Genomic DNA, 13,736 nt, shown 5'->3' with positions numbered 1-13,736 from the left:
TCTATCACAATGCATAAGCATTTTATTAACAGTTTTAAATCCCAATCAGCGTATGGATAGATTAGATAAACTACTGGAGGTTCATGAAAAGATTTATGAAATTATTCAGATGATTTACACGAAAAATTATGGTCACCTGAGTTTGCCTGAAGATCAGCTCTTGTCCCGTCAGGATGTAAAGGACTATCTGGGTATTAGCGAAAGCACCTACAAACGGAAAGTAAAACAGGGCATCCTGAACCCCAGGAAACTTCCGGGCGGGGACAGGTATTATAAAAGTGAATTAAAATTTGAGTTGATGGAAAGTAAGCGGCGGGGTAGGGTCTGAGCTTCGAAAGCATCTTGCGAAATCAGCTGATCATTCGACAATTTATTTTGATTAATTGTGAATAATGCAAACGACTGTTTGCTGATAAGCCTGATGAGTCTACCGGCCTGATTGGTAAACAAATACCTTTGACCAGATAAATGCAACTTACTTTTTGCGCGCGTTTATTTGGTGGCAGACGTTGTAGCTTTTTTAGTTTTCGCTGGTTAAGGTCCTTTACACCCGCTTTATTCTGGCCAGGTTTTTTTATTTACCAAATGGTAAATGATCTGGTCGGAAATATTGTGAAATTAGCGCATGCAAAACTTTGTCGACTATATCCTCAGGTTCGGGAACCTGAACAGCCAGCAGATTGATTTTATCCTCTCAAAATCCAAAGTGCTGGAATTGAAGAAGGACGAATATTTTTCGCAGGCCGGAAAGGTTCCCAGGCACGTAGGATTTATCTATGAGGGTGTGGTGCGGGTTTGCTATTACAACCATAAGGGAGAAGAAATCACGCATCATTTTGTTGACGAGGATAACTTTGTTTCAGACCAGCAGAATTTTGAGGCAGAACTTACGGCTTCGGAATATATTCAGGCCGTCAGCGGTTGCAGGATGCTTGCTTTTTCCAAAAGGGACTGGGACGAGATTGGAAATACAATCGTGGGCTGGGGGGCAATCACCGACCTGATTACTAAAAACTGTCTCCTGAAGACGATTGAAAGAAGAAGCCCGCTTGTTTCCGAGGACGCCACTACCCGCTATCTATCCTTCATCAGACAGTTTCCGGGTCTGGTGAACCGCGTGCCGCTTTCCCAGATAGCCTCCTATCTTGGAATCACTCAGCAATCTCTGAGCAGGATCAGAACAAACATTCGCTAAATCCTCTTTTTACCAAATGGTAAACGGTCCTGTAAGTAAGATGCTGATTTTTGTTCAAGAAATTTAATCAAAGAATTATGGACAAAAAAGTTGTTTTAATAACAGGAACCAACAGTGGATTTGGATGGCTAACCGCCAGATCCCTGGCCGCATTAGGCCACAAAGTATATGCGACCATAAGAGACAGTAAAGGAAAGAATTCAGAAAGGGCTAAAACTCTGGAGCTGGAGGAAAATATTGTTGTTCTGGATGTCTCATTAACGGATGAGAAAAGTGTGCAGGATGCATTCGATACCATTATTGCGAAAGAGGGGAGAATTAATGTACTGGTAAACAATGCGGGCGCGGCGATGTTTGGTGTGGCTGAAGCGTCCACGACCGATGACCTCGAGCGCATGTTAGCCATAAATGTACTGGCGCCCTGGAGATTGATGAAGCTTAGCCTGCCCCAAATGCGGAAACAATCCGAGGGCTTAATTGTAAATGTTTCAAGCGGCTGGGGTAGATTTTCTCCGCCGTTTTCAGCCGTTTATGCTTCCTCGAAATTTGCCTTGGAAGGCCTTAGTGAAGGTCTGCACTATGAGGTACGCCCACTGGGGATTGATGTGGCAATCGTTCAGCCCGGGGCCTTTCCTACCGAAATATCCCAGAAGCTGCAGTTTGGTTCTGATGCATCAATTAATGATGAATATAAGGTGATTGCTGAGCTCCCAAATAAAATGGGTGCTGCAATCGGTCAGTTATTTGAAGCTACAAATCCAAATCCTCAGGATGTTGCAGATGCGATTATTGCCTTGATTAATATGCCTAAAGGGCAGCGGCCGCTGCGAACTACTGTTGATGCCTCAACAGGACATCTTGTTAGCGCTGCCAATGGCGCCGTGGCGATTGAATACGCAAAAGTCATGACTGCTTTCGGTCTAGGGGAAATCTTAGCTTAAAGGCCGGCAGCGGCTTGATGGATAAGAAAAGCCGGTTTAAGTTTAGCAGAGTCATGTACTCCTTGCGTGGCAGATTTATTATCCAAAGGCTTTGCTAATAACGGAGCTAATGATGTAAGCTAACAGAAGGGATTTTGCTCTGTGCTCAATCCTTTCTTTCTTACGCATATACAGACATACGCTGGCAAAATAATAGCACTTATCATTATTGGCCCTTAATGACCTGGCGTTATTTATGGTAATTTAACTTTTGTTAAAGGAGTGGTAGTATGATTAATTTGGATGCACTGTTTCGCACAGTGCATTTTAATGTGTTATCGTCCACAACATCAGGATGGGTGCCGGTCTGTTGGTAATGTTACAATCCATTTTGCGAGTTTGTTGTTGTTAGTCAAAAAGAGATGATATGTGGATTATATGGGCCGTACTGGCCGCAATTTCTGCAGCACTGGTTATTGTGCTCACCAAGGCAGGCTTAAAAAACGTTGACCCCAGTCTGGCCTTTGCCATTCAGGCGGTACTGATACTGTTGATCACCTGGGGCGTTGTGGTTTACCAGGGCAATGTTACTTCATGGAAAGAAATTGATAAAAGTGCCTGGATTTTCCTGATTGCTGCAGGCATCTTTACTTCGCTCTCTACGCTGTTCTCTTATAAGGCATTATCTATCGGGCCGGCATCTTATGTGGCGACAGTCGAAAGGATGTCGCTCGTAATCGCCATTGTGCTCTCTGTTGTATTCTTAAAGGAAAAATTAACCTGGCAGATAGTAGTCGGCGGAACGCTAATGCTCGCGGGAGCGATACTGATTGCTTTGTCCGATCCGGGTAAATAACGATTAGCAAACACTTATCGCCGAGAATATGAGCCTTTCCTGCAACTTCAGAATAAACTCCGTTCTATCTGATATTTCAGAATTTGATGAATAGCAGATCATTGCTATCCGGCAAGATACCGCTCTTTTTTGTGATTTTTAAAATAGAAGGCATGTCATTATCATATTTATCGGAACGATTTGCGATAACATTTGATTTTATTCATATCGCCGGAAGATGGACGACTATCTGAAACATTTTCGGGTGGTTTCACGTAGTGGTAGTCTTATTTTCCCTTTGATATTTTATTTTTTATCCTGCTCAGCGTCTCAGGTGCTATGCCAAGATAGGAAGCGATGAAGTTTTGTGGGATTCGGTCGATTATCTGCTGATTTGATTCAACGAATTCAAGGTATCTTTCACTCGATAGATAAGTAATGGAATTTCGAAGTCTGCGTTCCTTGGTCACAATACTATTTTGATATAAAATTCTGAAATACCTGTCCATTTTGGGTACCCGGAGGGTCAGCGCTTCATAGCTTTCACGGGAAATTAACAGCAAGCTGGCATCTTCAATAGCATCGATATAGGATACGGATGCAATGCCGGTTAAAAAGCTGCTAAAATCAGATAACCACCAGCCTTCCCAGCCAAACAGGCTTATGTGTTCGATTCCTTTTTCATCGATATTGTAAGTTTTCAGTAAACCACTACACACAAATGCCATGTGCCTGCAAACTTCACCCTCGCTTAACAGATACTGTTTTTTTAACAACAATTTTGGTGTAAAATGTCGAGAGATGTCTTGTTTTTCTTGGTCGGTAAGCGATACTTTTTGCTCAATGTGACTAAATAAAACCTCAAAACCGTTCATGGACTTCGTCTGTATAATTTAAATCATTTTTCCAGTGAAAATGAATTTACCTTTTTTGCTCCCTTGACATACATCAAGTGTATTTAATTGTCGGAGCGATAAATTTGCACAAATAAAATAATAATAATATGAAAAGAATAGCATTAGTTGTTGGAGCTAGCGGTATCACGGGAGGAAATCTGGCAGAAAAGCTAATCGAACAGGGTTGGACAACCTATGGCCTGTCCAGAAATCCGGACCGGGTAAATTCCGGACTCATACCTGTTGCGGCAGACCTGCTCGATGTAGAAAGTTTACAAGCCGGCCTTGACGACATTATGCCAACGCATGTGTTTATTACAACCTGGATGCGCAACGATACGGAGCGTGAAAATGTGCGGGTGAATGCCTTGATGGTTAAAAACCTGCTGAGTGTACTCTCGCCGAAAAAAACAGTGCAGCATGTTGCTTTGGTAACCGGACTCAAACATTATCTTGGCCCATTTGAAGCTTATGCAAAAGAAGGTTTTCTTCCTGAAACCCCATTGAGAGAGGAACACCCGCGGCTTAATGTAGAAAATTTTTATTACGCTCAGGAAGATGAGCTTTACGCTGGAGCAGCAAGAGATGGTTATACCTGGAGTGTGCACCGGCCACATACAGTTATTGGCAAGGCTGTTGGCAACGCGATGAATATGGGAACCACACTTGCCGCTTACGCCACTATCTGTAAGGAAACCGGCAGGGCCTTTAGCTGGCCTGGTTCTAAAGCACAATGGGAGGGAGTATCGGATGTAACAGATGCAAGGATTTTGGCAGCCCATTTAATTTGGGCTTCGACCACAGATGCAGCAAAAAATCAGGCCTACAACGTGGTAAACGGAGACGTATTTCGTTGGAACCGGCTTTGGAAGAAAATTGCCGATTATTTCGAGATTGTAAGTGTTGGCTTTAATAATGAAATAAATCCACTGGAAGTTCAAATGGTTGATGACTCAGTACGATGGACGGCAATCGCCAGGAAATACGATCTGATAGAAGCCAATCTGGGTCGTATGGCCTCAGCCTGGCACACGGATCTGGATTTGGGCAGGCCGATAGAAGTGATGACGAGCATGTCCAAAAGTAGAAAACTTGGTTTTTTGGATTATCAGGATACAGAAGAAACTTTTTTTAGTCTGTTTGATGCTTTGCGTGAAGCGAGATTGATTCCTTAAAGCAGGTATATAATTAGCAAAGCAGATGAACCTCAATGAACCAATATCCTTGGAAATTTTAATTGTATCTATAAGGTATTTACTACATCGGCACGAATGTAAGATAAGGCCGGAATAATGGTGTTGATTGATTCCGAGTATTAAAGGCTGGTAAAATCTCAGATTTTGATCCAATCTTTTCAATCCTTTATTCCTACGCTTGAAATTGGGACTACTGCCTAATCTAATTCGCGAGTATTCTGTTTTTTACTGATTGTCCGCAAATTCAGTAAGTAGAATTACGACAACAGCTAATACGATTTGGATGTTGATTTTAACAATAGTGTGAATCCCAGCACAATTTAAGTTCGTGTTTTTCGGTTTAAACTGACACCATCAAAGAACTGACAGTTAATATGTTAGAATTGTGTTGGGCATTTTCTTAAACTGGTAAGTTTGCTCTTAAATAACTTGGTCAATCAAGCCGAACACTAAAATGAGAAGTCAACGTTCTCAAAAATTTTCTGGTTTTATTGATTCGTGAATTAGTGGGAAATTGGACACTCAATTGTTCTGAAAGCGCTAACTTGTGTCATAAGTTAACTTATTTTAACCGAATTAAATTCAAATCACCGAAATCGAAACTAAAGTCAATAGATGGTGAAATACCTTTCATCTGGAAAGATTGCGCCTTTCCTTTTTCTTTAAAAGAAAATGTGACAAATGCATCGCAATTCATATCTTGGTATTCCCATTTGATAGCAAAAGTATTTTTGCTATAGAAAAACATTGGGCCATTTAATTTCGGCGAGCGTAAACTTTTAACCCAAAGCTGCTTACCGTTAATAAAGACCCTCACCTTTCCAAACCATTTGTCTTCATACATACCTATATAATCTTCGGTTTTAATTTTGGTATGTTGCAAGGAATCTACTTTATCCCAGACTTTCTGGGTTACCACATTGATATTGTGCTCACTATTTTTTAGATTTCTTACTCTGTTATCAATCCATCCGGCATCATCTAAGCCAAAGTAGCTATCAGTAATTGCTCTTGAAACTGCAAAAGCAAGACTCCCTCCACCACTTTCCGTATTCGTTAGCACCACAATACCTAAATTCAAATCTGGAACCAGGGTCACTTGTGATAACATCCCTGGCAAACCGCCCGTGTGCATGGCAACCAAATTTCCCCGCACGTCATTTAGGAGCCACCCTAAACCATATCCGTTAAAATGGGTATTGTACCTTTCGGACACATAGTTTGGTAAAACCGTTTGTATAGTCCACATCTTGTCACTGTTAGCCGAAGAAAACAAAGTAGACTTTAGCTCATTTCCATATTTACCTTTGTTAAGTTGCATGATCATCCATTTAGACATATCACTTACGTTAGAGTATATACCTCCAGCCGGACTAATCATTCCAAGGTGAAAACGATTAATTGTCTTTAATGTTCCTGTCGCTGTAGAGTGTGGTGTTGACAGGTTTCGTACTTCCTTGATAAGAGAGTCACCGGTAAACGAATTATTCATTTGTAAAGGCTGGAATATGCGTTTTTGAATGAAATCTTCAAAGCTCATTTTACTTGCTCTTTTGATGACTTCACCAGCAATGATATAGAGCAAGTTGTCGTAATTGTATTTTGTTCTAAATGCAGAAACTGGTTTAAAATGTTGGAAAATGGCTGTAATGTCTTTTGCAGTAAAGTCTGATCCATCAGGAAAAAATGTTAAATCACCAGCCCCAAGCCCAAGGCCACTCCTGTGAGTTAACAAATCAACAATATTAAAATTATCAGTTACATACTCATTGTACATTTTAAATTCAGGAATGTAATCTTTTACCTTATCGTCCCATTTTATCTTTCCCTCATCAACTAATATAGATAGCGCAGCTGTTGTAAAGGCTTTACTGTTGGATGCGATCTGAAAATTAGAAAATTCTGTAGTTAATTGTTTTGTATCAATTGAATTAACTCCATAGCCTTTTAAGTGGATGACCTTTCCATCTTTTACAACTGCTATTGCGGCTCCGGCAACTTTCAGTTTGGTTAGCCCCTCTCGCATGAGCGAATCAATATTGGAAGAAGATAGCTGTGCAAAACTTTGCTGACAAGTGAAAAGAATAGAGGAGATGATTACTATTTGAAGTATTGTTTTTCTCATGGCAATTGGTCTTTAAGTTAAGATGTTATTAGTTTATTGCCAGTATTTATCTTACGCAATAATCAGCTACAAAATAATCGAGAAAAAAATCATTGAAATTGTAAAATTGTTACCAACTATATAAAAAGCCAAACATTTTTATTAGCCGTGGTCACATTTTTAAAGAAAAGATTGGGATTAATCTCTGTAAGGGATTTGAAATCTTTAATTAGATGAGATTGATCAAAAAAAAGATGCTCGTAGCACAGTTCAGTCAGGCTCTTTAAACCTTGATAATTGTTAATTACATTTCTAAACCGGAATATTTTTCTGTATTCAGACAGAGGCTTGCCTAAGTTCTTCTGAACTACGTTGTTCAGATGCTTTCTGGAAATGTGATGTTTTTTGGCAATGTCTTCTACCTTTAGATTAGACTCCGCATCTGATAAAATGCTTTTTAAAAGTTCTAGGTCTTTCATCATCATCATTTTTGATAACCAATAATCTTCCAAAGCATCTATTTGCAATAGTCTATTGTCAATGTTAAAGATTTTATGCATTTCATCCTTAAAATCTGAAAACTGCGGAATAAATTCAGTCATTTTTTTTTGAGAGAACATGGTTTCTAGATTATCTACGAAATAATTGATGCCGAGCGGTCTGAAATAAACGGTAATCTCTTTGATGACCCCTCTATAATGCACATTTACCGGTTTTTTATACCGGTATGCAAAACTCGTGTTTAGCTCACTATTATCAGTGGGCTCAATAGAAATATGGTTGATGTCTAGTTTAACTTCAGAATTGAGGTTCACCGTCACAATGCAGTAATTGTTTGGAAATGTTGTGTAGGCTTCAGTAAATTCAGCATCTGGTTGGTTTAAAAAATAGTAACCCTCAATATATTGTTTTAAGATGTCGCTTTCTGGCGTGTAAAAATGTAATTCCAAGATATTAATTTAAATAAAATCTGTTTATCACAAATAGACACGCAAAAAATCAGTTAGTGACAAAATATGGGGAATGATTTCACTGATCCCGTCGCGCCAATTCTGGAACAAGATAATTAAGAATGCTAAGCAGTTTTCGTTCGATGGGATGGATTGCTATTCTCTGGTCTATCCAGCTTATAACAGTTTTAAGATAGTCTCTTTTATCTTCTTGCATAAGCAACCACGATTTTACCCATTATCCGATTTGAATCGTACATATGCTAAATAAAATTAATTGCCCTACATACCGCGACCGATGTATTTAATCCATTGAATAGCAAAGTTAAATGCGTCCTTTGATTTAGCAGTATTATGTCCCAATTCAGGGAATAGTTTAGATGTATATTGCTTGCCTGTTGCTTTAAGAGCATTAATGCGTTCTATGGATAAACCTACTGGTGCTTGTATATCCTTCCCACCATAGAGCCAAAGCCCAGGGATAGATAGCAGGGAAAGCGCATCACGCGGGTCAGTAGGCGCAAATTGATACTTGTCAGGGTCATTACTTATATGTTTACGTGCGTCCACTTCACTATGCGTTTCCCAGAAGTCCGAATTGCCGTTGGTATAAAACTGAAACCGCAGTTGTTCGAGGGTGGTAACCACTGGTCCACTAAATAATGTAATAAATTTTACCTTTCGATTCTTCTTTGCTGCCAGAGGGATAATCCATGCAGCCTGACTGAACCCCATTAAACCCAGGGGAATACGTTTAATAGTCAGATGGCCTAAGAGGGCATCAATGGCAGCGCTTGCGTCTAAAGCTAATATATCTAAATTTGAGGCATCAATGTTATTGGTGCCAACTTCCGGCCCGGCATATGTACCGCCAGATTTCCCCACCCCGCGTTTATCATAGGTCAATACAGCAATACCGTTTTCGGCTAAAAGTGAAGCTATAGCACTCATTCTGGTTTCCTGACCAGATCCATGGACTAGAACCAGCGCGGCAACCGCATGTTTAGGTATAAAAACAGACCCTTCCAAAATCACACCGCCACTACTGAATTTAATATTCTCAGTCTTTAAATGTTCCTTATGAATAGAATCAGGAGTATTTTGTCCCAGTGATCTCAGCGTGAGAAAGCAAAGCAGAAAAAGTAGATATGGTTTCATTGGTGGTGTTTAAATTGGTTATTAGTCTTCGGTGATAATTTGGCAGGTTCTCGTTGTCTGTTCTGATACACTGAAAATGGTAAGATTGGTTACAGCGTAATCTTTATATGCTGATCTCCTAGCTAGGACAACATAACAACTGATAAGGTTACACTCCGGTTTATTGAAAGACTTTCTACCTCAGCTATAATGGAAATTAATTTTCATTTAGATATTAAATACTAACGATAGGTACGAAGTTTTTATGGCAAGACATTTTTCAATTGATTTAAGTTTTGTTAAGCTTTATATTTTGATTGTTATTTATTTTTACGAGATTGCCGATGTACAAAAAGACCTCTCTCAGGCGATGAACAATCCTGGCTATCGTATCTAAGCGTAGATACTTTGTGTTAAGTAAGCTTATTTTTTGTTTTTCAGCGACCGATTTCCAAGTCCGGTCTAAACTAAATTGCAACTGATTTGTTTTTTAGGACCTTTGAATCTGGCAAGAAAGAACTTTCCAAAATGTAATATTATTCCAGTTATTATGCCTAAAAGAATACTTTTTATCGAAGATGATCCTGATATTCATGAGATATTAAAGATTGTTTTTGATGATGAGGGTTACGAAGTTATCGGCTTCCATTCTTCAATATCTTCTCAAGAGATTGCGTTGATTCATCCTGATCTGATCTTGCTGGACGTAAGGATAAGCGGTTCCGAAAAAACAGGCGCGGAAATATGTGCGGCGCTCAAAGCCGATTCTAACTTTTCATCCATTCCTATGTTACTGCTCTCTGCAGAACGGGATTTAGAGCAGATTGCGAAAGATTCAGGCGCGGATGGAATCATCAGTAAGCCTTTTGGTCTAACTGAATTAATCTTTGGTGTAAAAAAGTATTTATAAGAATGAAAGATAATAACATTCCTGCAATGGACAGCACTGGTGCAGGTGGAGGTAAATTGAGAACATTCTTTATTGACCACCTTAACAGTATTTTTTCCGCAAAGTCGCATCTAATAGAAAACCTGCCTTCGCTAAAGAAAAAGATTGATGATAAAGATCTTTTAATGGGCATTGAGGAAACCACTGAAAATGTCAAAAAGCAGATCGCAAGAATGGAGATAATATACGCATTATTGGATTCATCTATTCCCGAGAGGAAAACGCGAGGACTTAAGGGATTGATCGATGAGGCTTTTCTTGCCATTTCAAGACAACAACGTGATACGCTTTTAAGAGACTTGAGTATACTTTTTTATCTGCAAAATATCGAGAATGTGGAGGTCGCATCCTTTCAGTTGCTACAGATGGCGGCAGTAAAACTGGGAAACAGACAGGTAGGAATCTTGCTGAAAGAAAATTTTGACGAAGCTAAAAAAAATCGGACTCTATTGCTGCTTATTTCCACAAAGTATATAACCGTTGCCTCAGGGGACAATTGAGCATTTGTGCTCACGGCTTCTTGATGGTCAGCTTTCAAATTTTGAACGGAATTTCCATCGGGGCTCTGTCTGAATTCTGCATCTCAATAATTATCTGTCTCGAAATCCAAGTTGAGCGGTAAAGTCATTACAGGAAAGAGCAGAAGTTTTTTGCAAAAAGGAATATTGATTCCGAGCATGAAGTCGGTTGAAGACTTAGCATTTAAATTCAATCTTTTCATCCTTTCGTCCCACGATAGAAATCAGGCTAATCCCTAATCTAATTAGCCAGTATTCATTGCTTATCTTGTGGAGCAATGCAGCTTTGATCACTCAATTTTAAGAAACTTACATTGCTTTGGGTCATTGCAAGTAATCTCGTTTTATTTCCAGATAATAAATAAAGTCTATTGCAAAAACTTCAATTTGTCTTTAGATTTCAAGCTTATTATTACCTGTTTCATTAGAGTAAAACTACTAAGCATGCAGCAGTTAATAGACAAAGCGGTGATTTACGTCGAAAACTTGTTTTTTGATAAACTTCCAGAGAAGATGTATTTTCATGACATTGCGCATACCCGCCAGACCCTTAAAGTCGCAAGAGAAATTGGAATTCATAGCTGCATAAGCCGCCGCGAAATGTTTGTGCTTGAACTTGCTGCTTTATTTCATGATACAGGCTATACTCAAACGTATACAGGTCATGAAGAAAAAAGTGCGCAGATTGCAACTGATTTTTTGCGAAATGAAAGTGTAGAAAAGGAGATAATTGATGAGATATGCCGTTGTATTGCTGAAACCAGGTTTCCTCAATGTCCGACAAAAAAACTCGGAAAGATTTTATGCGACGCTGATCTGTATCATTTTTCTCTAGAGGATTATGTCCTTTATTCAGAAAAACTTAGAACGGAATGGGAAGTCATGTTAAAGCTGTTCTTCGAAACGCCTCAATGGAATTCCTTAAATCTTAAGCTTCTTATTTCCCACGAGTATTTTGAGCCTTATTCCAGGTCAGCATTTCAGCAAGGTAAACAGCTAAATATTGAAAGGCTTCAGATGATTGATTTGTTTTGAAAGCGATTTGGGACGTTTTTTAGAGATACTTCAAGATCTCTTCAGTATCTTAAAAGATATTTGTTGTTATGAAGATTCTAATTATTGAAGACGAACCGGGATTACAGCGGGGTATAGCGCAGTATTTATTATCCCTGGGGAATTTATGTAGTCAGGCTTCAACGTATACCGAAGCGCTTGGCCGACTTGGATCCTATGATTATGACTGCATTTTGCTCGATCTCAACCTTCCCGATGGAGAAGGTCTTCAGATACTGAACTATCTTAAACGGATGGACAGAACCGAAGGGGTGATCATAATTTCGGCAAGAAATTCAATCGATCAAAAGATTGAAGGTCTTAGTCTTGGAGCTGATGATTATCTGATTAAGCCCTTTCACCTCTCAGAACTCAACGCCAGAATACTGGCGGTCGTTCGCCGCAAAAGTGCTCACGGTGAGCGGCATATTTTATTTAATGAGATCAGGATAGACCTGGATGCTAAGGATGTAATTGTAAATGATAAGTTAGTTCACATGACCAAAAAAGAATTTGATCTATTACTTTATTTTGTTTCAAATAAAGGTAAGGTAATCTCCAAATCAGCTGCGGTTGAACACATCTGGGGTGACGATTCGGACATGGCCGATAGTTTTGATTTCATTTATACCCACATTAAGAACATCCGTAAAAAACTCACTGATTCGGGCAGCAGGGATTACTTTCAGTCCATATATGGCATTGGTTATAAATTTACGGAAGTATGAAGCTATTTACCAGATACAACAGGATACTGATTATCATCAGTCTTTTCGGGCTGTTGCTGATCGGATTTCTTTTTTACCGGATGCTCGTCTATTATCTTGACCAGCAAATTGACCATGACCTTGTGGAAGAAGTTATGGAGGTAAAGGAGTATTCAGCAAAAGGTAATTTTTATCAGCCGCACGAATTTGAGGACCTCGTTGTTCAGTATAGTAAAATTGAAAAGGCAAATCCCTCCAGTAGCTACGGTGATACGCTATTCTATAATCCGCTTAAGCATCGAATAGAAACCGCACGGTATCTTCGGACCGAACTCGAACTGGTTGAGCAGCCTTACCGGGTTTTGGTTATTGCTTCAAAATTTGAACGGCAGGAGCAAATCAGGAACATCTGCCTTATTATCCTCATCCCCGTAATGCTGCTTTTTGCCCTTGTATTATTGGTGAACAGGATGTTGCTCAAAACCATCTGGACCCCTTTTGAGCAGCTCTTAAAGAATATCACCGCGTTCAATATCAACCATGAAAAGCCTTACGAGCCTGTAGAAATGCCAGTTGAAGAATTCAGGCAATTAAATAAAGTATTGATGGAGCTTTCAGGGAAGGTAAAATCTGATTTTGACGAAATTAAACTGTTTACCGAAAATGCTTCCCATGAGATGCTGACGCCCCTGGCGGTGATAAATTCGAAGCTCGATAATATGCTCCAGTCAAACGGACTGGGGAAAGAAGATGGAGAAACACTGATTGAACTGTACAAGGCCACTTCCCGATTAACCAGGCTCAACCAATCACTACTACTCCTGGTTAAAATCGATAATAATCTATTGCCGGACGAGGAAAAGATTAGTCTGAAATCGCTTATTGAAGAAAAGCAATTTTACTTCCAGGAACTTATCTCTGAGCGCAATATCACTGTAGAAAGTGCATTAGCCGATGCGAGCATTTGTGCGAGCCGTAGCTTACTTGAAATACTGATTAATAACCTTTTCAGCAATGTGATCAGGCACAACTACGATGGAGGTAAAATTGAAATAAGTCTGGAAACTGATAAAATCGTATTTGCGAATACCGGGCACAATAAAGCGCTTGACCCTGAAAAAATATTTGACCGTTTTTATAAGGATAATGCCTCAGAAGGTACTGGTTTGGGACTTGCCATACTAAAGCAGATCTGCAACCGGCAACATTACCAGCTTGATTATTCCTATCATCAGGACCTGCATACTTTTACTGTAACTTTTAAAGCCCAATAAAT

At 39.5% G+C, this 13,736-nt stretch carries 14 protein-coding genes; 10 read left to right on the top strand and 4 right to left on the bottom strand.

The features are described 5' to 3' along the window. Nucleotides 1–52: 52 nt before the first annotated feature. The 4 genes from AC0IWT_RS09750 to AC0IWT_RS09735 all read left to right on the top strand — a co-directional run bounded on the left by AC0IWT_RS09750 (nt 53) and on the right by AC0IWT_RS09735 (nt 2,971). The gene (locus AC0IWT_RS09750) at nt 53–328 is read left to right on the top strand and encodes a MerR family transcriptional regulator (RefSeq protein ID WP_471797024.1); all 276 of its coding nucleotides are present in this window, start codon (nt 53–55) and stop codon (nt 326–328) included. Nucleotides 329–625: 297 nt separating this feature from the next. Next, the gene (locus AC0IWT_RS09745) at nt 626–1,195 is read left to right on the top strand and encodes a Crp/Fnr family transcriptional regulator (protein ID WP_471797023.1); all 570 of its coding nucleotides are present in this window, start codon (nt 626–628) and stop codon (nt 1,193–1,195) included. Between the two features lie 77 nt (nt 1,196–1,272). Beyond that, nucleotides 1,273–2,136 (top strand): SDR family oxidoreductase, encoded by an 864-nt coding sequence (locus AC0IWT_RS09740; RefSeq protein ID WP_471797022.1) that lies wholly within the window; start codon nt 1,273–1,275, stop codon nt 2,134–2,136. A gap of 406 nt (nt 2,137–2,542) precedes the next feature. Continuing rightward, entirely contained in the window at nt 2,543–2,971 is a 429-nt protein-coding gene (locus AC0IWT_RS09735; protein ID WP_471797021.1) for an EamA family transporter, read from the top strand. Between the two features lie 266 nt (nt 2,972–3,237). On the opposite strand, the gene AC0IWT_RS09730 is transcribed toward AC0IWT_RS09735, so the two are convergent. Then, on the bottom strand, nt 3,238–3,825 hold the full coding sequence (locus AC0IWT_RS09730) for a Crp/Fnr family transcriptional regulator (RefSeq protein ID WP_471797020.1): 588 nt from the start codon (nt 3,823–3,825) through the stop codon (nt 3,238–3,240). Nucleotides 3,826–3,953: 128 nt separating this feature from the next. On the opposite strand from AC0IWT_RS09730, the gene AC0IWT_RS09725 reads away from it, so the two are divergent. Then, on the top strand, nt 3,954–5,021 hold the full coding sequence (locus tag AC0IWT_RS09725; protein WP_471797019.1) for an SDR family oxidoreductase: 1,068 nt from the start codon (nt 3,954–3,956) through the stop codon (nt 5,019–5,021). Between the two features lie 583 nt (nt 5,022–5,604). On the opposite strand, the gene AC0IWT_RS09720 is transcribed toward AC0IWT_RS09725, so the two are convergent. From AC0IWT_RS09720 to AC0IWT_RS09710, 3 genes are all read right to left on the bottom strand, one after another. Next, complete coding sequence (locus AC0IWT_RS09720; RefSeq protein ID WP_471797018.1) at nt 5,605–7,167, bottom strand: serine hydrolase; 1,563 nt, start codon at nt 7,165–7,167, stop codon at nt 5,605–5,607. 116 nt (nt 7,168–7,283) lie between these two features. Continuing rightward, nucleotides 7,284–8,096: a helix-turn-helix domain-containing protein gene (locus tag AC0IWT_RS09715; RefSeq protein ID WP_471797017.1), complete on the bottom strand. Its 813-nt coding sequence runs from the start codon at nt 8,094–8,096 to the stop codon at nt 7,284–7,286. Between the two features lie 282 nt (nt 8,097–8,378). Next, on the bottom strand, nt 8,379–9,254 hold the full coding sequence (locus tag AC0IWT_RS09710; protein WP_471797016.1) for an alpha/beta hydrolase family protein: 876 nt from the start codon (nt 9,252–9,254) through the stop codon (nt 8,379–8,381). A gap of 529 nt (nt 9,255–9,783) precedes the next feature. On the opposite strand from AC0IWT_RS09710, the gene AC0IWT_RS09705 reads away from it, so the two are divergent. The 5 genes from AC0IWT_RS09705 (at nt 9,784) to AC0IWT_RS09685 (ending at nt 13,734) form a co-directional block, all read left to right on the top strand. Next, nucleotides 9,784–10,143 (top strand): response regulator transcription factor, encoded by a 360-nt coding sequence (locus AC0IWT_RS09705; protein ID WP_471797015.1) that lies wholly within the window; start codon nt 9,784–9,786, stop codon nt 10,141–10,143. A gap of 2 nt (nt 10,144–10,145) precedes the next feature. Then, on the top strand, nt 10,146–10,682 hold the full coding sequence (locus AC0IWT_RS09700) for a DUF892 family protein (RefSeq protein WP_471797014.1): 537 nt from the start codon (nt 10,146–10,148) through the stop codon (nt 10,680–10,682). 462 nt (nt 10,683–11,144) lie between these two features. Continuing rightward, the gene (locus tag AC0IWT_RS09695) at nt 11,145–11,735 is read left to right on the top strand and encodes an HD domain-containing protein (protein WP_471797013.1); all 591 of its coding nucleotides are present in this window, start codon (nt 11,145–11,147) and stop codon (nt 11,733–11,735) included. Nucleotides 11,736–11,803: 68 nt separating this feature from the next. Then, complete coding sequence (locus AC0IWT_RS09690) at nt 11,804–12,481, top strand: response regulator transcription factor (RefSeq protein ID WP_471797012.1); 678 nt, start codon at nt 11,804–11,806, stop codon at nt 12,479–12,481. Further along, complete coding sequence (locus tag AC0IWT_RS09685) at nt 12,478–13,734, top strand: sensor histidine kinase (RefSeq protein WP_471797011.1); 1,257 nt, start codon at nt 12,478–12,480, stop codon at nt 13,732–13,734. The genes AC0IWT_RS09690 and AC0IWT_RS09685 overlap by 4 nt, the downstream gene beginning before the upstream one ends. Nucleotides 13,735–13,736 lie beyond the last annotated feature (2 nt).

The organism is Pedobacter sp. AC464 (genome assembly GCF_979253075.1).
This window is presented reverse-complemented; position numbering and strand designations above follow the sequence as displayed.